Raw genomic sequence first — 20536 nt, 5'->3', positions numbered from 1 at the left:
GCTGTCCCGACACGGAAGATGGCTTGAGCTGGGAAAACAGGCTCAAGCCATCAGTGTTTATAGATGATCAAGATGAACACTCCCCGTAAACCCCCCCACTTTCAGTCTCCACGACAGCCCGGCGCCACAGCCCAACGGGCGACGGGATCAGTCGGACGGAGCGGCCCACATTCGTGCGCCTCGCGCGATCCCCCGAGCCGGGCATCCGAGCTCAGCACCGCCACCGGAATGCCAACGACGCCGTCACCACCCCTCGCTGGCGTCAGCCTGATCACCGCCCGCCAAGTCTCAGTCCTCCGGGTCGCCCACCCAGCCCTGGACGGTAACCCTGTGCAACTCAGCCATCACCTATACACCGCGGGTGAGCTGGCCCGTTTCACGTAGGCGTCGCAGGTTCGTGCCGGCGTCGGCAAAGGCGGTGTGCCAGTCGCCGCGGGCGCGGGTTTTGCCGAGCAGGAGCCGGCGCGTGTCGCTGGTGAAGCGTTCCCAGGTGACCTGATCGACGATGGCGGGTCGGTCGGCGTATTGCGCACGGTGTTCCAGGGTTTCTGCCCAGACGTCGCCTTGTTCGTTCGGCTGGAACGTGGCGATCGACAGCGCCGACGTCACCCCGTAGCGGGCGTGCCGGGGACGCCCGTCAACAGGCGCCCCGGCAGGTCCCGCTCATACCTGACAGAGATCACGCTGAACCGCCGTTATGGTTGCGGCGTGACGCGGCTCGACTTCCGGATCCTCGGACCGCTTGAGGTGCGGACGCCGGCCGGCGAGCCGCTCGATTTCGGCGCCCGCAAGCAGCGCGCCGTCCTGGCGCTGCTCCTGGTGGATCCCGGCCGGGTGGTGTCGCTGGACCGGATCGTCCACGGGCTGTGGGCCGGCGAGGCGCCGTCGAGCGCGACGGGCACCCTGCAGGCGTACGTCTCCCAGCTGCGCCGGGTGCTCGAACCCGACCGGCCGCCGCGCACCCCGCCCGCCGTGCTCATCACCCGCGACCCGGGCTACGCGCTCGCCGTGGAGCCGTCCCAGGTCGACGCCGCACGCTTCGCGACGGCCGTCGAGGCGGCCCGGGCCGACCTGCGCTCCGGCGCCTACGACCGCGCGGAACGTTCCCTGACCGAGGCGCTGGGGGAGTGGCGCGGCGCGCCGTTCGCCGACTTCGCCGACGAGGAGTTCGCGGTCGCGCCGGCGGCGCAGCTGACCGAGCTGCGTGACAGCGCGGTCGAGGAGCTCATCGAGGTCCAACTGGCCACGGGTCGCCTCGCCGGCGCCGCGGCCTCGGCCCAGGGCCTGCTGGAGCGCCACCCGTTCCGCGAACGGGCCTGGGGTCAGCTCATGATCGCGCTGTACCGTAACGGCCGGCAGGCGGACGCGCTGGCCGCCTACCGCCGGGCCCGCGAGGTGCTGGACGCCGAGCTGGGCCTCCCACCGGGCCCCGACCTCCAGGCGCTGGAGGCGGCCATCCTGCGCCAGGATCCCGACCTCCACCCCGCCGGCAGGGCGCTCGTCACACCGGATATTTCCGAAAAATCGGTAATGTCAGGCCAAGGTAGCCGAGCTTTCGGAGCGGCGGGGGGTCAGGCGCGGCGCGTGGCCACGGGTGAGGAACGAGGGCCGTCGGCTGGCCGCGGGGCAGCGTTCGCTGGAGGGCCGCCGGCCGGTGACGTCGAGCCGCTCGTCGGGCGGGCGGCCGAGGAGCAGCGCGTCGCCGAGCGCATCAACCAGGCCGGCGCCGGGCGCGGCGGCGTCCTGCTCGTCGTCGGCGAAGCCGGCGTCGGGAAGAGCCTGCTGGCCGAGTGGGCCGCCGCCACCGCCGAACGGCACGGGCTCGCCACCGCCTGGAGCCGGTGCGTCGAGTCCGGGGCCACGCCCGCGTTCTGGCCGTGGGCGCAGGTGCTGCGCGCGCTGCCCGACACCCCGGAGCGCCGGCATCTCCGCGACGTGCTCGCCGGGCGGGGCGAGAGCGAGTGGCGCCGGCAGGACCCCGACGCCGCGCTGTTCCACCTGCACGAGGCCGTGGCCGAGACGCTGCGGGAGGCCGCCCGCGAGCGGCCGCTGCTCCTCGTGGTCGACGACCTGCACGTCGCCGACGCCTCGTCGCTGCAGCTGCTCGCGCACCTCGCGCCGGCCCTGCACCGGCTGCCGATCCTGCTGCTCGCCACGCTGCGGCCGGAGGCCGGCGACGCCGACCCGGCGCTGCGCGAGGCGCTCGCGCTGCTCGCCAACGAGCGCGGGGCGGAGCGGCTGCGGCTCGGGTCGTTCACGGCCGCCGACGTCGCCGACTACCTCGGCGGACGGCCGAGCGCCGACGTGGTCGAAGCCCTGCTCGAACGTACCGGCGGAAACCCGTTCTATCTCAAGGAACTCCTGCGGCTGCTGGCCAGCGAGCACCCCGGCGGCTGGGGCTCGGCGCAGGCCGTCGTGGACACCGGCGTGCCCGAGAGCGTCCGGGACGTCATCTCCCGCCGGGTGTCCCGGCTGCCCGACGACACCCAGGTCCTGCTGCACGCCGCCGCCGTGATCGGCCGCGACGTGAGCCTGCTCGTGCTGGAGGCGAGCACCGACCGGCCCAACGAGGCGGTGCTGGAGGCCCTGGAGCCGGCCGTCGCCGCCGGGCTGCTCACCGAGGTGCCGGGGACCTGGGACTACCGCTTCTCGCACGCGATCGTGCGCGACACCGTCTACGGCGGGCTCAGCCGGCTGCAGCGCGCCCGGCTGCACAAGCAGGTCGGCGAGGCCCTCGAACGCACCGAGGACCCAGCCCTGCTGCCGCTGCTCGTCCACCACTTCACGATGGCCGCGCCGCTCGGCGTCGCCGACCGGGCCGTGCGGCACGCCCGCCGCGCCGCCGAGCTGGCGATGGCCCAGCTCGCCTACGACGAGGCCGCGCGCTACCTGGAGACGGCGCTCGGCGCGACCCGGCCCGGCGCCAGCCAGGACCGCGGCCGGCTGCTCGTCCAGCTCGGCGTCGCCCGCCGCGCCGCCGGCGACGTGGCCGGCACGCGGGCCGTCCTCGACGAGGCGCTCACCATGGCCACCCAGCTCGGCGACGACGAGCTGGCGATCGACGCGGCCACCCTGTTCGGCGGCGTCACCCTGTGGAACTGGCGCCCGTACCTCGGCGTCGACGAACGCATGATCGGCATCCTGCGCGCCCAGCTCAGCCGGCTCGACCCGGCGGACGACCGGCGGCGCGCGATGCTGCTCGGCACGCTCGCGGTCGAGTTGTACTACAGCGCCGACCGCGCCGAAGGCGAGGAGCACGCGGCGCGGGCCGTCGCCCTGGCCCGCGGGAGCGGCGACCCCGACCTGCTGGTCCGCACGCTGAACAACTACTGGGTCGCCGCCTGGGTGCCGCAGCGGGAGGCGCAGCGCCGCGCGGTCGTCGACGAGCTGCTCGCCGTCGAGGCGCTCGCGCCGACCGTCGAGGTGACCGCCCGCGTCCACCGCATGATGTCGGAGACGATCGCCGGCGACCTCGCCGGGTTCGACGCCGATCTCGCCCGGTGCGTCCGGCTGGTCGAGGAGATCCGCACGCCGGTGCTGGGCGCGCAGGTCAGGTACGCGCGGGCCGGGCGGGCCCTCGGCGCCGGCGACTGGGCCACCGCGGAGCGGCTGGTCGACGAGGCGTTCGCGATGCAGCAGCACACCAGCCTCTGGGGCACCCAGTGGATCCGCCTCGCCATGCTGCACACCAGCCGGCGCTTCCAGGGCCGGCCGGGGGACCTGCGCGACGAACTGGTGCGCACGGCCGACGAGCCGCTCCTGGAGCTCCTGCGCCCGATCGCGGTGCTGGCGGCCTGTGAGTCCGGTGACGAGGACCTGGCCCGCGAGTTGGTCGACCGCTGGGGTACCACCCGGGAACACCTCTGGTCCTGGACCTTCATCGCGTTCCAGTGGGGCCTGGTGGCGGCGCGGCTGGGAACGCCGGACCCGCGGGAGTTGTACGACGAGATCCTGCCCTTCGCCGACCAGTGGTCCTCGGTCGGGAGCGGCTGCGCGACGTGGGGCACGCTGCACTTCGTGCTGGCCGAGTTGGCCGCCCGGCTCGGCGCTCCCGCGGCGCTCGAGCACGCGACGGCGGCCCTGACCGAGCACCGCCGGGCCGGCATCGCCCACCTGGTGGCCGCGAGCGAGGCGCAAGTCGCGCGGGTGGCGGCGCAAGTCACGGCCTAGTTGCCCACAATTGGTGCCCCGCAGAGTGACTCCTGCACGGCCCCCGCCCCGGGAGCCTCTGTTCTAGGGCAGTTCTTCGATGACGCTTTCTGACATTTCGATAGATGACCTGACCGCCGCCGTCGCCGGCCCGGTGTTCGTGCCGGGCGACGAGGGGTACCCCGCCGAGATCTTCGCCTGGAACGCCGCCCACCAGCACAAGCCGCACGTCGCCGTCGGCGCGACCAGCGCCGCCGACGTGGCCGCCGCGGTCCGCTGGGCCGGCCAGCACGGGCTCGCCGTCGCGGTCCAGGCGACCGGCCACGGCGCGGTACGCCCGGCCGAGAGCTGCGTGCTCGTCTCCACCACCCGCATGCAGCACCTGAGCGTCGACCCGGCCGCCCGCACCGCCCGCGTCGGCGCCGGCGTGTGCTGGGCGCAGGTGATCGAGGCGGTCACCCCGCACGGCCTGGCTCCCCTCAACGGCTCGTCCTCGAACGTCGGCGTGGTCGGCTACACGCTGGGCGGCGGCATGGGCCCGCTCGGCCGCGCGTACGGCTTCGCCGCCGACCACGTCCGCTCGATCGAGATCGTCACCGCCGACGGCGCGCTCCGCACGATCGACGCCGACCGCGAGAGCGACCTCTTCTGGGCCGTCCGCGGCGGCAAGGGCAACTTCGGCATCGTCACCGCCATGGAGTTCGGCCTGGTCGAGGTGGCGTCGCTGTACGCCGGCGGGATTTACTTCGCGTCGACCCACGCCACCGAGGTCCTGCACGCGTACCGCGAGTGGGCCCCCACCCTGCCCGAGCGCACGAGCACGTCGATCGCGGCGCTGCGCCTGCCCCCGCTGCCACAGCTGCCCGAGCCGCTGCGCGGCGCGTTCGTGGTGCACCTGCGCTTCGCCCACCTCGGCCCGGCCGAGGAGGGCGCCGAGCTGCTGGCCCCGATGCGGGCGGTGGCCCCGGCCGTCATCGACGGCGTCGGCGAGCTGCCGTACCGGGCCATCGACGCCGTCCACGAGGACCCGGTCGACCCGATGCCGTCCCGCGAGCGGGGCGCCCTGCTCGGCGGCCTGTCCGCCGAGTCGGTCGACCGCCTGCTGGAGGTCGCCGGCCCGCAGATCGCCGACCTCCCGGTCGTCATGGTCGAGCTCCGGCTGATGGGCGGCGCCCTGTCCCGCCCGGCCGCCGTTCCCAACGCGGTGAGCGGCCGCAACGCCGCGTTCTCGCTGTTCGTCATCGGCCTCGGCGTCCCCGATCTGGCCCCGGCTGTCGACGCGGTGAGCGCCGACATCCTGGCCGCGGTGGCCGCCGACACGGTGCCGGGCGGGCTGGTGAACTTCTCGGGCAGCGCGGTCCACGAGGCGCTGCTGGCCAACTGGTCGCAGCCCGATCGCGACCGCCTGCTGCGGGTCAAGCGCTCCTACGACCCGACGAACCTGTTCTCGACCAACCAGGCGCTGCTTCCCTAAGCGCCCGTTCCGGCCAGTTCGCGGTACTCGGCGGGAAGCCGGCCCAGCGCGTGCCGCACCCGCGCGCTGTCCGGCAGCCCGCTGAGTGTCGCGAGGACGACCCGCAGCCCGCGGGTGACCTCGTCCTGGTTGAGCCCGGTGCGCTCGCGCGGGTGCCGGGTGAAGTCCCGCAGCGGCTGCGGGTGGGCCTGCCCGTCGTGCTGGGTCACGTGCCCGGCCAGCTCGATGGGCAGGTCGAGCGCCAGCTCCCGGCTCTCCCCACCGCTGAGCTGCTCCAGCGCGGCCCGGATGAGGTCCAGCGCCTCCTCTTTTGGCCAGCCCGGCCTGCTCCGCGAACGTCCTGTCGTCCACGCCGTCCAGCCTTCCGGCTTCCGCGCACACGAATCAAGATCGCCACCTGGACCACCGACTTCTACAACCGCCGACGCCGCCACTCCGTCTGCGACGGACGCTCACCTATCGACTACGAACGATCAACGGCTCGTGCACTGGAGGCCCAGGCCGCATAACGGAGTCCTCCACGTTTCTAGGGGATTGACAGCATCACCTAACGACGTTCCAGGGTCATACTCAGCGCCATGGACGACTGGGATTCGGTGGCGCGGGCTGCACAGGAGCGTGGTGACTGGGATGAAGCAATCGCGGTTGTCGGCTCCGTTGCCGAGTGTCTCAGCCCGGACCCCTACCTTCACAACGCACACCTGTGGCACATGGACCTACTCGCGAAGGCGGGGCGGCTCGATGAACTCGCCCGCCGGGGCGAGAGCGATCAGTGTGCACGCCGACGGCTGGACCGCCTGCTGTACGAGCAGGGGCGCGGCAGCGACCTCCGGCATCGCGCCGAACGCGGCGACAAGACCGCGTTCTACATGATTGTGCGCCTGCTCCGTGATCGGGGCGACGAAAGAGCAGCTCGCCAGGCGGTTGCCGACATCGACCAGACAGACACGTACGCGACGCAACTCGCGCACGAGCCGCGCACTCACGTTGGGCGGAACGGCAGCAGTTAGTGACAGTGATCAACACTCCGGGCGTCATCGAGCCGACTTTGCCGGGGCCCTGCCTGGATCCCCTCCTCGGCAGGGCAGCGTAGTCGGTTGACGGACTGCCGAACTGTGCCCCAGTAACGCAACAGGACAGGATTTCCTAGTCCTCATCAAAGCGGTACAGGTCGGACGAATAAGCATCCTTGGCCGGGAAGATGCCCCTCACGCCTTACGACCCGACATCGCTTCTGTTAGGAGAACGGCAGCGTAGGCGTCTCATCGAGCAGCGGAGGCGGCTATGGGCGGCGACGCCGTGTTTCAGCGGTGCGGGTGCGTGAACCCAACTACCGGCAGGAGATGGGACCGGGCGTGTCCCCGGCGGGACGAGGAGAGGCGCGGCTCGTGGTACTTCGCCTGCTCGGTACCCGACCGGTTGGGTCGGGCTCTGCGGGTGCGCCGGGGTGGTCACGTACGCCTGGTCGCCTCCTCCTCATGAACGGCTACGCGCTCCATCGGCACGTCGCACCTCGATTCCCATACCGCCTCACTGCCGTCTGGTATGGCCGGCTGAATCTCGCGCGACCATTACCGCCAGTCACGCTCCCGCAGTGATTGGCAACGTGCATCTTCGCCGTATGACGTTGTGATACGGTCGGGCGGTGGTGGAACGGGAGTACCTGTGGACGGATGAGGGCCTTACCGTCGCCCGTCGCCGCAAGGTTGCCCTCGAGGAGGTAGAACAGGCGCTGCATGCCCCGCCGGGGTTACGGTTCGAGCGACGGATCGGGGATCTACTGCTCGTGGTGATGGGGATGGCTGGTAGCGCGCGGGTCGTCGCGGTGATCTGCGAGCAATTGCACCGAACCACCAAGTATCGGATCTTGAGTGTGAAGGCGTTGGCCGGTGCGGAGCTGGATGAGTGGAGGAGGCGAGTTCTGTGAGTGGTCCTGACTTCGAGCGGATGTCGAAGGACGAGGTCGTCGCGTGGTTCAACACCTCGGAGGATGTCTCGCCGCTGCTGTCTGCGGTGACGCCGGTGTCTGATGAAGTGGCCTCACCGGCGGTGGACGGGCCGATGGCGCTGATCAGTATCCGGTTGCCGGTCGCGATGGTAGACGAGTTGGAGAGCCTCGCGGACATAGAGCGCACCCGACGTTCTGACATCATCCGAGACGCACTGGCGTCATACATTAAGGAACGAACGGCGCCGGTCGGGCCCGATGACGCGCAACAGGCGCTCGAGGTGCTGCGGAAGGTGGTCGCCGGACGGTTCGGCAGCCAGGCCGAGGCTGCATAGGTTCGGCGGCGCGGCTCGTCTGCCGTGGACTCCTCGGCTCGGCTGACTACACGGCAGCTGAACGCCTTAGCAGTGCTAAGAACACGATCTCGGGCACGTGGTCGCCGAGGGCCGCACCGCATCGGCTGCGCCGTCCCCCGACCGGGTGGCTGCAACACAACGAGGCTCGGCGACCTATCGCGTACCGAACACGACGCGAGGCTCTGTTTTGGCAAGCAACTCGGCCCCTACCGTCTCCTGGACTATTCGCTGGCCCACCGCCAGCAATTGGGCAATGTCTTCACCCCGCGGTCCCGAAAGCCATTCGCGGACCCACCGGCACAAGACGTCGTCTGCCAGGTACGGCGTGTTGCGTGGCTTGCCCCCGGCGAAGCACAAACGGTACAGGTCACGCGCAGGCTGCAGATCGCCGAGCCCCAACGTCGCCGCTTTACCAGCGGCCATGCGAGCGGTACGGAGACCGTGTGTGTCGATATCCCCGAAGTACATCAGGCGAGCCGGAGGCGGCTCGGTCGCCGCCAGGCTCGTCAGCCGGGTGCTGACCTGGTTGTCGGAGCCCCAGATGATGCGGCCATTCCACCCATGACGGCGGGCCGTGCCGGCCAAGGTGCGGAATGTCGTCCAGTTCTCCACGACGAGCCAGGGCCCGTCGCCGAGAACCTCTTGATGCACCGGCGGCCAGCAGGGCTCACATCGCAGCATCTCGTACGAAAGCCGGTCGGCTCGGAACAGCGGTCCGAACACCACGGCATCGAGCGCCTTTTCGTCACCACAGATATCCAACGACCGTTCCCGCAGCGGTACGACCGTGTCGCCGCGGCGGCCGAGCCAGGCGTTGACGGTTGCCAGAAACCGTCGGTCCGCGTCGCCGAGTTGGCCGGATGCCTCCAGGCCGGCGGCCCAGCCGAGTTCGGCGTTCCAGATCGTCGACGACCGGCGCGCGGCCGCGGGACCGGTGGCCGAGACCTTGGTGACGTACGCCGGCAGATGCGGTTCGGCGGCGGTGTCCCACCGGGTCCGGGGCACGGTGACGACGCCAGCCAAGACGAGCTCGTCGAGGCCGGCGGCGATTCGGCCGCGCCAGCCCACGGCGGTGGCTCCGGTGCGGTCGATCGCTGCCGCCGCGGCGAGCAACGTCGGCAGCGGCACCCGCTGCCCGGTGGCATTCGAGATCGCCTGGGCCATGGCGATCGCCAGCGCGTTCATGCCAGCGGCTCGGCTCTGGCCGAGCTGACGCGCTCAACGACGTTGACTTGGGTCGCGTTGCGCGATGCCTCATCGTCCGCGACGACATAGGCCACCCCAGGCCGGCCAGCTGCAGGCTTCTTGCGCATGGCGGTGATGCGTGGGAACGCGCCGACGGCGGCCAGGTCGCCGATGCCGGTCCAGAACAGCAGCTGGACACCGTTGGCGGCCGCCACCTTCCGCTGCAGTTCCAGAAACGGCAGATAGTTGGCCTTGCCCAGCGGGTTGTCCAGCGGCACCACACCTCCAGCAGCTCCGGCTCGGGCGCCGGTTCGATTCTCCGTACGCAGCTTCGCAAGTACGCAGAACAGCACGAGACTTGCGGTGAGGTTCTCGCCACCTGACCACTTGTGGATGTGCTCGACCGGCGTGCGGCCGGGGGGCTGATCGGGGGCAGGCTTGAGGATGCTGGCACGGAAGCCGTCCACGACGGCGGCGCTGGTCGCGCGCCAGAGCAGCTCCACTGGATCGACGTCCACCTTGCCGGCCGCGACCATCTGGTCGACGAGTTCCCCGATGCGGACCTGGACCTGCTCGGGTGTCGGGCGCGTGCGCGGACCGACCAACAGGAACGGCTGACCGGCCCAGGGACCGATACCGTCCGGCAGCTCGGAGAGTGTGGATGCGCGGCTCAGATCGGCTATCGCCTCGGCCACCAGGTCGCCGAGGCGGGCAACCACGTTGCGTTTGTGGGTCTCCACCTGCGTAAGCTGCTGGGTGATCGCCTGTTCCCGGGTGGCGAGGTCGAGGGCGAGCTCCACCGCGCGCGGCGCGACCCGGTCGACCAGCTGATCGCCGCGCAGCAGGTCGCGCATTTGCCGTACCGCCATACCGTGCTCATCGTCGGCGAGACGGGCGAAGCGGTCCTGCAGTGCCCAGTTGCGCAGCGCGTCGGCGCGCTGGGAGCGGCTCGACATGGCGCTCTGGTGCGCGCTGTCCACGCCGTCGAGCCGTCCCGCGAGCCTCGCCACGTCCTGGCGGACCCGCTCGTCGTCGGGATCGATGTCACCGAGCGGGCGCTCTCCCGGCGCGACGCCGGAGAGTTTGTCGGCCTGATCGGCCAGCATCCCTCGCCGCGCCGACCATTGACGCGCCCGGGCGGCCTCGTCGTCGCGTTCCTTCTCCAACCGGCCGACCTCGGCCTGCCGTGCCGCGGCCACTTCGGTCAGATCGATGGTCCGGGCGACGTCGAGCGCCGACCGGTGCTCCCGGACCGCGTCGCGGTGCCGGCCGGCCGGTCGGTAGGCCTCGCCGAGGCTGTTCAGCACCGTCGCCGTGGCCTCGCTCGCGTCGCCGGTGAGCGCGGCCGCCCGCCGGCCCGCCTCGATCGCCGCGTCGTGGCGGCCCAGATGGGCGTTGCTGACGCACAGCGACGCCAGCGCGTACGCCTGGCTCGGGCCGCTGCCGATGTCGCGGTGCAGGGCCAGGGCCAGCGTCCCCTGCTCGACCGAAGTCGCCGAACGCCTCGGACACGACCCAGCAACCCTCATGCGCTACTACACCCGCATCAACGCCCACCGCCGCCAACAAGCCGCCCACGACCTCGCCGAACTCGTAACACCGACGACAACCTGATTCACGGCAGCGCAGCATCCGACCCGCTGGCGGAGTGACCACATCAATGCCCGCGCGGCACCGAATCACCGACGCCTTTACTCGGCCGGTTTATGCTTACAGCGACCTGGGAGAACGTTGCTGAGCACGTCGCTGGGGCCTCCGACGACCCCCTGGGGGTCAAGGGGTCGTGGGTTCGAATCCGGCTCGTCCACGCGCGCGCACCATCCGACTCGGGAACCGTGCTGACCTACGGTTTCACAGTTTCGACGGTCAGCACGCCGCTGAGTGACCCCAAAACTCGCCTCGTCCCGCAAGGGGCACGAGCAAGGTCCACTGTGGACGATCACGACACGCCGGCGACACGTACGTTCGGCTACGCCGGCGCGTTCACCGTTCTGGCCTGGCAGGCCGAGCGGGGCCAGTCCGTGCTGCACCCGGACGCGCCGAGCCTGGTCGCGTTCGGCGCGGTCGCGGCACTCACCCTGGTGGGAGTGGACACGGTGGTCACGTCAGCCCGTAGGCAGATCGTGGAACTCGCCGCCGTGCACGGGTGAGCGGCCGCACGGACCGGCGGCTGACCTGGTTGTGAGCCGAAGGGCGGCGGGGACGGTGATCAGCTCCCGCTGATGGGAAGCTCGGCGTGGATCAGCGTCCCCTGGCCGGCGGGGCTGTGCACGCTCAGGGTTCCGCCGAGCGCCTCGACCCGGTCGGTGAGGCCGACGAGCCCGGAGCCTCGGGTGCGGTCGGCGCCGCCCACGCCGTCGTCGTGGACATTGATGTGCAGCAACTCGTCCACGACGCCGGCGTTCACGTGTGCCCTCGACGCCCTGGCGTGCTTGACGGCGTTGGTGAGCGCCTCGCTGACGACGTAGTACGTCGCCACCTCGACCGGCTCCGGCAGGGGGATCTGGATGGCTACCTCGAGCCCCACGGGAATCCCGGCACGGCGGGCGAGTGCCTTGAGGGCGCAGGAGAGGCCCCCCTGCGACAGGATCGCCGGATGGATGCCGCGGGAGATCTCGCGCAGTTCGTCGAGCGCGTCGTTGAGACTGTCCACGATGTGCCCCAGCTCCGCCTGCTGGTCACGTTGCTGCGGTGGCAGGGAACGCTGCAGGGTGCGCAGGTCCAGTCCCAGCGACACCAGCCGTTGCTGGGTCCCGTCGTGCAGGTCGCGCTCGATCTGCCGCCTCGTCTCGTCGCTGGTGGCCACGATCCGGGCCCGCGAAGCGGCCAGGTCCGTGCGTGCCTGCGCGTTGGAGATGGCGGTGGCGATGAGTTCGGTGAACTCGCTCATCCGCAGCTCGGCGTCCACGGGCATCGGCAGGGTCCGGACGGCCGCGGCGATCACTCCCCACAGCCGCCGGTTGACGAAGATCGGCCCGCCGGCCCCGGCGGTGTACCCCATCCGCCGGGCCAGCGCCGCCTCCAGGCCCGGCACGTTTGTGAAGTCGTCGACCCGGGCCGGCAGCCCGCTGCGGGATATCCTCCCGGCGACACCCTCGTCGTCGACGGTCCCCAGCCCGCCCGTCGGCACCCGGCCACCCGCCTTGCTCCAGCCGGTCACGATGGTCACATCGCCGCCCGGCTCAATGCGGTAGATGGCCGTGGCGTCGACCTCGAGCACCTGTCCCACCTCGCGGGCAACGGCGGTGAGGATCTCCGCCGGTGGTGCTCCCCTGGCCACGAGGGTCGCGACGCGCCGCAGCGCGGTCTGTTCCTCGACCAACCGGCTCATTTCCTGCCGCACCTGCAGGGCCCAGATCGCCGCGCCCGTCAGTTCGGTGAGGTCTACGACGCTGTTCTCGGTGTCGCTGGGCAGCGGCTCCGGGCGCGTCACCGACACGACGATCGTGCCCCACAACCGGTCGTTCACGAGGACCGGCAATCCGACCGACGCGGAGACCCCCATGTCGCGAAGGCGCTCGGCGATCGGCCCTGAAGCATGGGCGTAGGTGTCGAACCTCGCGGGCTGACGTGTCCGCTTCACCAACGTCGCGATGTTGTGCCCGGCCACCGGGACCCGGATGCCGAGCGGCATCCCCAATCCGCCGTGGTCGCTCCACACCGCTCAACGACGGCATGATCGCCGTCGTACCGCACCACGTGCGCGACGTCGGCGTGCACCAGCCGCCCGACCTCCTCCGCCACCGCGGCCAGCAGCTCCGGCAGGGGCGCCCCACGCATCACGAGCGCGGCGTTGCGCCGCACGGCGGCCCGCTCTTCGAGCAGCCATGCGCACTGCTGCTCGTCAGTGGATGCGCCTTCCCGGCTGACCACGGGTCGCTCCCTCCATCAGCCTGACCACCAGCGTATCCCCGATAAGTCCGATTTATCCGGAGGCACCGGCGGGTCTGATGACGATGCGGACGGGTTCGCAGTAGGCGATCCGGCCGAGGGCGCAGATCTTGGGCTGGGCCCAGAACTGCCCGGGTGGCGTCCCGACCGGGACGGCGACGGGGAACTCGATGCTGCGCGTGGACCCGGGCTCGATGGTGAAGCCCCGGGTCGGCTCGCTCGTCAGCGGCCAGATGTAGTGCGGGGTGATGAGCTGGGCATGCCCCCGCAGCGGGGTGCGCAGCTCGTGGCTCACCCGCACGCGGACGTGGCCACGCACCCCGGGGGCCAGCGTCAGCTGCGGGGCCTCGGCCCGCGCGTGCAGCAGCGGCCCGGACAGGGGCCGGCCCACGGGCACGACCAGGGCGTCCTGCAACTCCTGGTCCCTGTGGGCGATGCTCGCCGCGATCGCGTACCAGCCGGGTTCGGCGTCGTCGGGAGCCGTGACGGTGACGGGCACGCCGAGGTGGCCGCCCGCGGCGACGGTCACGCGCCTCGACCGCGGGGTGGCGACCCAGCCCTGCGGCGCCGTGACGAGCAGGTCTCCGTCGTAGCCGGCGTCGGTGTCGTCGCAGACGACCTGGGCGCACAGCCGCACGCCCGCCGCGGCGCCGTCGTCGCGCGGCCGGTCGTCCGGCCGGAGGGTGAGCGCGACCGGCAGGTTGCCCATGGGCGCGGGGCCGCAGTTGTGCAGCCAGTACCGGGTGAACACGGGCTGGACGGGCTCGGCGCTCGCCGCGAGCGCCGTCCCGCCCCGCTCGGCGCGAGCCGGTGACAGGGCCAGCGACGCGATCCGGTACCCCTCGACGCCGAGCCGCACCTCCCCGCCGTCGTGCTCCAGGGGCGCGCCGGGGCGGTCGAGCAGGTCGGCGGCCGTGGCCGAGGCGATACCGCCGGCGAGGCGGATCGCGACGCGGCCGGAGCGGCCGTGGGGCTCGTAGCCGCGGACGATCAGGCCGTCACACGCGTCGGCAGGCGCCGCGGAGCCGGTGGCGAGCGGCTCCCCCAGCGGCTTGACCGCGGTGACGACGAAGTCCTCGGCGGGCTCGACGCTCAACAGCGATCCGGTGGCCGGCAGCGCCCCGTCGCCGGACGGGGCGGCGGTCGCGGCGAGCGGATGGTTGACGGACTGCCCGGCGGCGACGAAGCCGGCGGTACGCCATCCGCCGGGGCCGCTCACCAGGTGGTACTCGAAGCGCCGGCTGGTGTGGTGCTGGAAGCTGCGCCCGCCCGGCGCGTTGCGGTCCGGGAAGTTGATCGCGGTTCCGGTGGGCCAGCCGGTGCAGGCGCGGGCCAGCGACATGTTCAGCGTGCCGTCGGGCTCGACCGCGAAACCGGGGGTGCCGCGGTTGAGCAGCGCGACGGCGTAGTCCTCGACGGTCGACTCGCCATGGTGCAGCGCGGACGGCTGCGTCACGTGCACGCTCGCGTCGCCGAGGTCGTCGAGGAGCTCGGTCAGGGCCCGCCGCTCGGCGTCCGCGTCGTCGCCGGCGATCAGCAGGACGGGCAGGTCCCGGATCGAGCGCACGTCGGCGCCCGGCTGCCAGACCTCGCCGAGCGGCCGCTCGGCCGGGATCCAGAGGCGGGCTGTGCCGGTGGCCGCGAGCCGGGCGGCCAGTTCGGCGGCGAACGGTGCTGGCGCCCGGTCGAGGAGCTCGGCGACGAACCCGTTGCGCTGCGGGGTGCCGACCGTGACACGGCAGTCGGGAAGGTTGGAGTCGGTGTCCAGCGCGCCGTAGCGGTTGCCCGTCGCGCTCGTCACGGTGGCGGTGACACCCGCCCGGGCCAGCCCGACGGCGAGCCCGCGGGTCGAGGGCAGGCCCTCGTCGCCGTCGGGAACGACGATCTCGGCGATGGAGACCGCTCGCGAGCGCTCGGCGCGCTCCTGTGGATCGTGCAGGTGGACGGTCAGTGCCGCGGCGAGGCCGAACCACTGGTGCGCCGTGTTGTCCAGGGTCCGGGGGTGCTCCGCGGCGTCGGCGTCGAGCAGGGCGTAGCCGCGGCCGATGACGGCGGCCGCGGTCTCACTGACGGGCATGCCGCCGGGGACGTCGCAGGGTATGCGCACCCGCAGCAGCCGGTCGGTGGCGGCGAACCCGTCGATGCCGGTGGCGAAGTCGATCCGATCAAGGCCGTGCCACAGGGTCGTCTGCTGCGTGTAGCGGCATCCGTCGACCTCCGCGGTGGCCGTGATGCGCTCGCCGATCGGGCAGCGTTCGACGGTGACGGCCGCCTCGGTGTCCGCGCTGCGCCAGGCGACGGCGTGGGGAAGCAGGTGCCACGGGCCCTCACCGAACTCGGGATGGTCGCGGTGCTCGGCCACGCAGACCAGCTCGTTGCCCACCCGGCCCGGCGGGAGGAGGTCCCGGCCGGCGGCGAGGTCGGTGATTTCGGTCAGGGCGCCGCCCCGCGCGGGGTCCGCACGAACCCGGTAGCGGTCGTTGGCGATGCTCGTCGCCTCGACGGGTTGCCACGCGGACTCCGGCGGCTCCGCGGTGCCGGGCAGCAGGCGGTAGGTGCGGTAGCCCATCGACGGCACGTCGCGGGCGACCCACCGCAGCAGCACCCGGCCCGGCCGGCCGTCGGCGGCCGGCGCGAGGGCCTCGGTGAGGTACGGGACCGGGGCCCCGCCGTCGTCGGTGAGCGTGAGGCCCACGGCCGGGTCGAGGTCGACCTCCAGGCCGACGGTGTCCGTCCGGGGATGCGACAGCGGGTTGAACACGACGACCGCGGTGCCCTCCCCGCGGGTGTCGACGTGGCCGGCCAGGTGCCGGCGGGCCGAGCGGTCCACGTCGGCGGCCAGGTCGTGCGCCTCGCGCCAGCCGGCGACCAGGTCGAGATAGACCTGGTCGGACTGGGTGCCGGTGACCGCGTCGTGGTGCGCGCCGAACAGCAGCAGCCGCCACGCCTTGTCGACGGCCGCGGCGGGGTAGGCCGCGCCGTGCAGCGCGGCGAACGTGGCCCACTTCTCGGCGTCCAGCAGCAGCGTCTCCACCAGGCGATGGGCCTGCTTGGTGTCGATCGCGGTGACGTCCTTGCCGGTGTAGATCGGATTCATGTCGCGGGTCTGCGGCGTGGCGTGCACGCCCCGCGCGGCCAGCTCGTCCCGCACGGCGGTGAAGAAGTCGCGCGGCAGGCCGTAGCGCAGCCGCACCTGCGGGTACCGCTCCTCCCAGGCCGCGCGCAGCTCGGTGACCCAGCGCATGGGAGGGCTGAAGTCGCTGCCCATCGGGATCATGACGTTGCGGGTCGCGGCGGCCGGGCGCAGCTGGGTGAACAGCTCGTGCAGCTCCGCCGCCGCGGTCTGCGGGTCCTGGGCGGCGTCGAGGCTGAAGCCGGCCGAGTAGTGGCCGGCCATGTAGTGGGTGAGCAGGCCGTCCCCGCCGGGCGACACCCACTCGAACTCGGTGGGGAACTGGGTCGGCGCGAAGGGCTTGCGGTGCTCGCGGATGTTCCAGCTGCTCAGCATCGGCCCCCACTGGTGGTAGGGGCCGCGGGCGAAGGCGATCGAGGTCAGCCCGGCGCCGGCCATCACCTGCGCGAACTGCGGATCGTGGCCGAACACGTCCAGCTGCCACGCGGTGGCCGGGACGCCGCCGACGACGTGGCGCTGGAACCCGGCGCCGTGCACGGCGTTGCGGATCGTCGTCTCGATGCCGGTGAGGTTGGTGTTGGGCTCGTTGTAGGTGCCCCCGACCAGCTCCAGGCGGCCGTCCGCGATCAGTCGCCGGATGAGCTCGCGGTCCTCGGGATACGTGTCCCAGTACGGCTTGAGGTAGTCGACCTCGGCGAGGACCACGCTGTACTGCGGATCCTCGCGGATCTTCGCCAGGTGCGCCTTGACGAGGCTGAACGCGCTGTGCCCGGGCCAGGCGAAGCGCGCCTCGCCCGCGTCGGGGGCCTGCGGCTGGTCCCAGGTCTGGGTGTACGCGGACTGGGTGTTCCACCACACCGGGTCGTAGTGGAAGTGCGGGATGAGCCAGACCGTCCAGCTCACGCCTTCACCGCCCCCTGCATGATGCCGCCGATGATCTGCTTGCCGAGGAAGAGGAACACCAGCAGCACGGGCGCCGTGCTGATCAGGGTTCCGGCGAGCACGAGCGAGTAGTCCATGTAGTAGCCGCCGGCCAGCGTGGACAGCGCGACCTGGGTGGTCGGGTTGCCCTGGCCCAGGGCCAGCAGCGGCCAGAAGAAGTCGTTCCAGGTGTTCATGAAGGTGAACAGCGCGAGCACCGCGGCGACGGGCCGCGCCGCCGGCAGCACGATGTGCCAGTACAGCCGGTGCGTGGAGCATCCGTCCATCCGGCCGGCCTCCAGCAGCGCGTCGGGCAGCGCCTCGGAGAGGTACTGGCGCATCAGGAAGACGCCGAAGGCGGAGGTGGCCGCTGGGACGATGACCGCCTGCAGGTGCCCGGTCCAGCCCAGCCACTGCGACATCATGATGTACAGCGGAATGATGCCCAGCTGGGCCGGCACCATCATCGTCACGAGCAGGAACCCGAGCAGGGCGTTGCGGCCGCGGAACCTGAGCTTCGCGAAGGCGAAACCGGCCAGCGTGCTGGTGAGCACGACGCAGACCGTGACCACGATCGAGACGATCATCGAGTTGGCCAGGGCGAGGCCGAAGTTCGCCTGGGTGTACGCCCGCTGCAGGTTCTCCCACAGGTGACTGCCGGGCAGCAGCCTGGGCGGCCAGCTGCCCGCCGCGGAGTTGTCGTTGGACGCGGCGACCAGCGACCAGTACAGCGGGAACGCCGACACCGCGGCGATGAGCCCCACCAGCAGGTAGGTCCGCGCTCCGGCGCGGCGCTGGCTGGGCGCCGCGGACCGCCCGCGGACGCGGCGAGGGCCGGTCATGGCCCGGGAGACCGGGATCAGGGTCGTCATGCGGAGCTCCGGATGCGTCGGGACAGCAGGTAGTTCACACCCACCGCCAGCACGATGATCATGAACATGGCCCAGGAGACCGTGGCGGCGTAGGAGTACTTGCCGTGGGTCCAGAACTGCTCGTACACGTACATGGCGAGGGTCTGGAACTCGCGGGAGTCACCGCCGGTCGGGCTCATCCCCGGGTTGAACATCAGTGGCTCGGTGAACAGCTGGATCGTGCCGATGGTCGACATGATCACGCTGAAGATGATGGTCGGGCGCAGCGCCGGGACGGTGATGGTCCGGAACTTGCGGAACTGCCCGGCGCCGTCGAGGTCGGCCGCCTCGTAGAGGTCGTCCGACACAGCCTGCAGCGCGGCGAGGTAGATCAGGGAGTTGTAGCCGGTCCAGCGCCAGGTCAGGATGACGGCCAGCGCCAGCCACGACTGCCAGGTGCCGGACTGCCAGTCGACCTTGCCCAGCCCGACCAGGCTGAGCACCCAGTTGATCAGGCCGAAGTCCCGCCCGAACAGCTGGGCGAAGATCAGCCCGACCGCGGCCACCGAGGTGATGTTCGGCAGCAGGACGCCCATCCGCAGCAGGGTGCGGGCGCGCATCCGGCGATGCAGCAGGTGGGCGATCCACATGGCCAGCAGCAACTGCGGCACGGTGCTCAGCACGCCGATCGCGACGGTGTTGAGCAGCGCGTTCCAGAAGTAGTCGTCGTGGATGAGCCGCACGAAGTTGCCCAGCCCGACGAAGGTGTGCTCGCTGCCGGGGATGTCGCGGTTCCACTGGGTGATGGCCATCCAGCCGGTGTAGAGCAGCGGGAACAACCCGAACGCCGCGAACACCACGAAGAACGGTGCGATGTAGAGGTACGGCGTGCCGCTCACGTCGAACGTGCGGCGCAGGTGGGACAACCGCTCGGCCTTGACCGGCGCGGTCTCCCGCCGCTCGGTTCGCACCGGCGGAGGTGCGATGACTGCCATCAGGCTCGTCCTTCCTTTCTGCTGCTCGGTGTTTACGGCTCGGTGGCGTTCGCGACGTCTTTGAGGACCTGGTCCCACGCCTGGCCGGGTTGCTGCTTGCCCTTGTCGACCCGGGTGATCCCGAGGCCGATCAGCGGTCCGATGTCGCCGTCCTTGGGGCCCTGGTACTGCGGCCGGAGGGTCCTCGCCGCCCCGGTGAAGATCCGGCCGGTGGGCGCGTTGTTGAAGAACGCGTTGGTGTTGCCCAGCACGGCCGGGTCGTTGTAGAGCGCGGCCTGGCTGGGCAGGTGGCCCTGGGTGCGGAAGATCCAGCTCGCCTGCTCGGGTGCGGTCAGGAACCTGGCGAGCTCGGCGGCCTCCTTGCGGTGCTTGCTCTGCTTCGGCACGGTCAGGAACGAGCCGCCCCAGTTGCCGCTGCCGCCGGGGATCGTGGCGATGTCCCACTTGCCGCTGGTCTGCGGCGCGTTCTGCTTGATGGTGTCGGTCATCCACGCCGGGCAGACCACCGTGGCGAACGACCCCCGCTGGAACCCGGCGTTCCACTGCTGGCTGAACGTCGCCAGCTTCGCCGACTCGCCGGCCTGCACGGCCTCGACCGCGAGGTCGAACGCGTTCTTGACGGCCGGATTGTCCGCCACCACCACCTTGTTGCCGGGGGCGGTGTAGCCGACCGGCGCCTGGCCGATGATGGCGTTGAAGATGTTGGAACCGGAGTCGAACCAGGCCACGCCGCCGGGCGTGTTGGCCTTGAACCGCTTGCCGGTCGCGATGTACGACTGCCAGTCCGGCCACAGCTTGGCCACCTGGTCGCGGTCGGTCGGCAGGCCGGCCTGCGCGAACAGGTCCCGGCGGTAGCACATCGCCAGGCCGCCGACGTCCGCTCCCAGACCCATCAGGCTGCCGTCGGGGCCGGTCGCCTGCTGCGACTTCCACGGCAGCCACTGGCCCGGGTCGGCGCCGTAGTCCCTGAAGTCGACGAACTTGTCGGACATGACCTTGAACTGCGAGATGTAGCCGCCGTCGATGGCCTCGATGTCGCCGGTTCCCGATCCGCCCAGCAGGTGCGCCTGCAGGTTCTTGTGGTGGTCGTCGTACGAGACGATGTGCTCGACGATCTTGACCCCGGGATGGCTCTGTTCGTACTTGGTGTACAGGTCGTGGTAGCCCAGGTCGCCGAAGATCTCGACCACGAGCTGCGTCTGGCCCGGCGTGGCGGAACCGCACGCGCTTACCGTCGTGGCGACCAGCGCCAGGCAGCCCAGCATCAGCGCGATCAGCGTTGCGGGCCGGCGGGTACGCATCGGAACTCCTCCAGGTGTTCGGACTGCTGGCAGGATCGGATGCGCAGGAATGAGGGCACGGCATCGCCGCACGACGAGCGCGTCACCGAATCCGGGGGGGTCGGCCCAGGGGGCCGTCGCCGGCCCGGTCGACCGGGCACGGACGCGAGGCCGCGGCGGAGGCGCTAGCAGGACGACGGCTTCATGCAATGCGATCAACAGCGCAGTGCACCCGGCCTCCGCGGCGGCAGTCGGCGCCGGCCCGCGATGCATCTCACGGAAGCGGCCCAACTTCTGGGAACTGTAGCCCGCTCATTTTGGTCCTGTAAAGCCCGAATTACGGAGAACATTCG

16 protein-coding genes are annotated in these 20536 nt (G+C 71.4%); 6 read left to right on the top strand and 10 right to left on the bottom strand.

Features of this window, described 5'->3' with window-relative positions; all coding sequences use genetic code 11:
- Nucleotides 1-348 precede the first annotated feature (348 nt).
- Nucleotides 349-609 (bottom strand): hypothetical protein, encoded by a 261-nt coding sequence (locus tag ABT369_RS47220; protein WP_350623314.1) that lies wholly within the window; start codon nt 607-609, stop codon nt 349-351.
- Between the two features lie 99 nt (nt 610-708).
- Here ABT369_RS47220 and ABT369_RS47215 point away from each other — a divergent pair, with 99 nt between their 5' ends.
- Both ABT369_RS47215 and ABT369_RS47210 read left to right on the top strand, forming a co-directional pair.
- Nucleotides 709-4170 (top strand): ATP-binding protein, encoded by a 3462-nt coding sequence (locus ABT369_RS47215; RefSeq protein ID WP_350623312.1) that lies wholly within the window; start codon nt 709-711, stop codon nt 4168-4170.
- 79 nt (nt 4171-4249) lie between these two features.
- Nucleotides 4250-5623, top strand: coding sequence for an FAD-binding oxidoreductase (locus ABT369_RS47210; protein ID WP_350623310.1), 1374 nt, complete (start codon nt 4250-4252; stop codon nt 5621-5623).
- Here the strand turns inward: ABT369_RS47210 and ABT369_RS47205 are convergent.
- On the bottom strand, nt 5620-6057 hold the full coding sequence (locus tag ABT369_RS47205) for a DUF2267 domain-containing protein (RefSeq protein ID WP_350623308.1): 438 nt from the start codon (nt 6055-6057) through the stop codon (nt 5620-5622). The two genes, ABT369_RS47210 and ABT369_RS47205, sit on opposite strands and share 4 nt — an antisense overlap.
- A 144-nt stretch (nt 6058-6201) precedes the next feature.
- On the opposite strand from ABT369_RS47205, the gene ABT369_RS47200 reads away from it, so the two are divergent.
- The 3 genes from ABT369_RS47200 to ABT369_RS47190 all read left to right on the top strand — a co-directional run bounded on the left by ABT369_RS47200 (nt 6202) and on the right by ABT369_RS47190 (nt 7906).
- A complete protein-coding gene (locus ABT369_RS47200) occupies nt 6202-6633 on the top strand; it encodes a hypothetical protein (RefSeq protein WP_350623306.1) in 432 nt (143 codons plus the stop codon).
- A 635-nt stretch (nt 6634-7268) separates the two neighbouring features.
- Complete coding sequence (locus ABT369_RS47195) at nt 7269-7550, top strand: hypothetical protein (RefSeq protein WP_350623304.1); 282 nt, start codon at nt 7269-7271, stop codon at nt 7548-7550.
- On the top strand, nt 7547-7906 hold the full coding sequence (locus ABT369_RS47190; protein WP_350623302.1) for a ribbon-helix-helix protein, CopG family: 360 nt from the start codon (nt 7547-7549) through the stop codon (nt 7904-7906). The genes ABT369_RS47195 and ABT369_RS47190 overlap by 4 nt, the downstream gene beginning before the upstream one ends.
- Before the next feature lie 174 nt (nt 7907-8080).
- On the opposite strand, the gene ABT369_RS47185 is transcribed toward ABT369_RS47190, so the two are convergent.
- Complete coding sequence (locus ABT369_RS47185; protein WP_350623300.1) at nt 8081-9112, bottom strand: hypothetical protein; 1032 nt, start codon at nt 9110-9112, stop codon at nt 8081-8083.
- Nucleotides 9109-10641 carry a tetratricopeptide repeat protein gene (locus tag ABT369_RS47180; protein WP_350623298.1) on the bottom strand — a complete coding sequence of 511 codons (1533 nt, stop codon included), beginning with the start codon at nt 10639-10641 and terminating at the stop codon, nt 9109-9111. The genes ABT369_RS47185 and ABT369_RS47180 overlap by 4 nt, the downstream gene beginning before the upstream one ends.
- Nucleotides 10642-11043: 402 nt before the next feature.
- Here ABT369_RS47180 and ABT369_RS47175 point away from each other — a divergent pair, with 402 nt between their 5' ends.
- Nucleotides 11044-11262 carry a hypothetical protein gene (locus tag ABT369_RS47175; RefSeq protein ID WP_350623360.1) on the top strand — a complete coding sequence of 73 codons (219 nt, stop codon included), beginning with the start codon at nt 11044-11046 and terminating at the stop codon, nt 11260-11262.
- A 59-nt stretch (nt 11263-11321) separates the two neighbouring features.
- Here the strand turns inward: ABT369_RS47175 and ABT369_RS47170 are convergent, their stop codons facing one another.
- Genes ABT369_RS47170 through ABT369_RS47145 form a run of 6 tightly spaced genes read right to left on the bottom strand, consistent with a single transcriptional unit; the run spans nt 11322 to nt 20204 of the window.
- Nucleotides 11322-12695: a sensor histidine kinase gene (locus ABT369_RS47170; protein WP_350623296.1), complete on the bottom strand. Its 1374-nt coding sequence runs from the start codon at nt 12693-12695 to the stop codon at nt 11322-11324.
- Nucleotides 12692-12985: a hypothetical protein gene (locus ABT369_RS47165; RefSeq protein WP_350623294.1), complete on the bottom strand. Its 294-nt coding sequence runs from the start codon at nt 12983-12985 to the stop codon at nt 12692-12694. The genes ABT369_RS47170 and ABT369_RS47165 overlap by 4 nt, the downstream gene beginning before the upstream one ends.
- A 52-nt stretch (nt 12986-13037) precedes the next feature.
- Nucleotides 13038-17039 carry a glycoside hydrolase family 38 N-terminal domain-containing protein gene (locus ABT369_RS47160; protein WP_350623293.1) on the bottom strand — a complete coding sequence of 1334 codons (4002 nt, stop codon included), beginning with the start codon at nt 17037-17039 and terminating at the stop codon, nt 13038-13040.
- A complete protein-coding gene (locus ABT369_RS47155; RefSeq protein ID WP_502891918.1) occupies nt 17036-17899 on the bottom strand; it encodes a carbohydrate ABC transporter permease in 864 nt (287 codons plus the stop codon). Before ABT369_RS47155 ends, ABT369_RS47160 begins: the two co-directional genes overlap by 4 nt.
- Nucleotides 17900-17925: 26 nt before the next feature.
- Nucleotides 17926-18903: a carbohydrate ABC transporter permease gene (locus ABT369_RS47150; RefSeq protein ID WP_350623289.1), complete on the bottom strand. Its 978-nt coding sequence runs from the start codon at nt 18901-18903 to the stop codon at nt 17926-17928.
- Between the two features lie 32 nt (nt 18904-18935).
- Nucleotides 18936-20204: an ABC transporter substrate-binding protein gene (locus ABT369_RS47145; RefSeq protein ID WP_350623287.1), complete on the bottom strand. Its 1269-nt coding sequence runs from the start codon at nt 20202-20204 to the stop codon at nt 18936-18938.
- Between the last annotated feature and the right edge of the window lie 332 nt (nt 20205-20536).

The sequence above is a fragment of the Dactylosporangium sp. NPDC000244 genome (assembly GCF_040300725.1).
Lineage (GTDB): Bacteria > Actinomycetota > Actinomycetes > Mycobacteriales > Micromonosporaceae > Dactylosporangium.
Note: the sequence above shows the minus strand (reverse complement) of the source record. Positions and strands in the feature narration are given on the sequence as shown.

Coding starts and splice junctions, on each gene's coding strand:
- ABT369_RS47155 (WP_502891918.1), bottom strand. CDS start 17,899: ATGACCGGCCCTCGCCGCGTCCGCGGGCGGTCCGCGGCGCCCAGCCAG.
- ABT369_RS47200 (WP_350623306.1), top strand. CDS start 6,202: ATGGACGACTGGGATTCGGTGGCGCGGGCTGCACAGGAGCGTGGTGAC.
- ABT369_RS47185 (WP_350623300.1), bottom strand. CDS start 9,112: ATGAACGCGCTGGCGATCGCCATGGCCCAGGCGATCTCGAATGCCACC.
- ABT369_RS47180 (WP_350623298.1), bottom strand. CDS start 10,641: ATGAGGGTTGCTGGGTCGTGTCCGAGGCGTTCGGCGACTTCGGTCGAG.
- ABT369_RS47145 (WP_350623287.1), bottom strand. CDS start 20,204: ATGCGTACCCGCCGGCCCGCAACGCTGATCGCGCTGATGCTGGGCTGC.
- ABT369_RS47210 (WP_350623310.1), top strand. CDS start 4,250: ATGACGCTTTCTGACATTTCGATAGATGACCTGACCGCCGCCGTCGCC.
- ABT369_RS47150 (WP_350623289.1), bottom strand. CDS start 18,903: ATGGCAGTCATCGCACCTCCGCCGGTGCGAACCGAGCGGCGGGAGACC.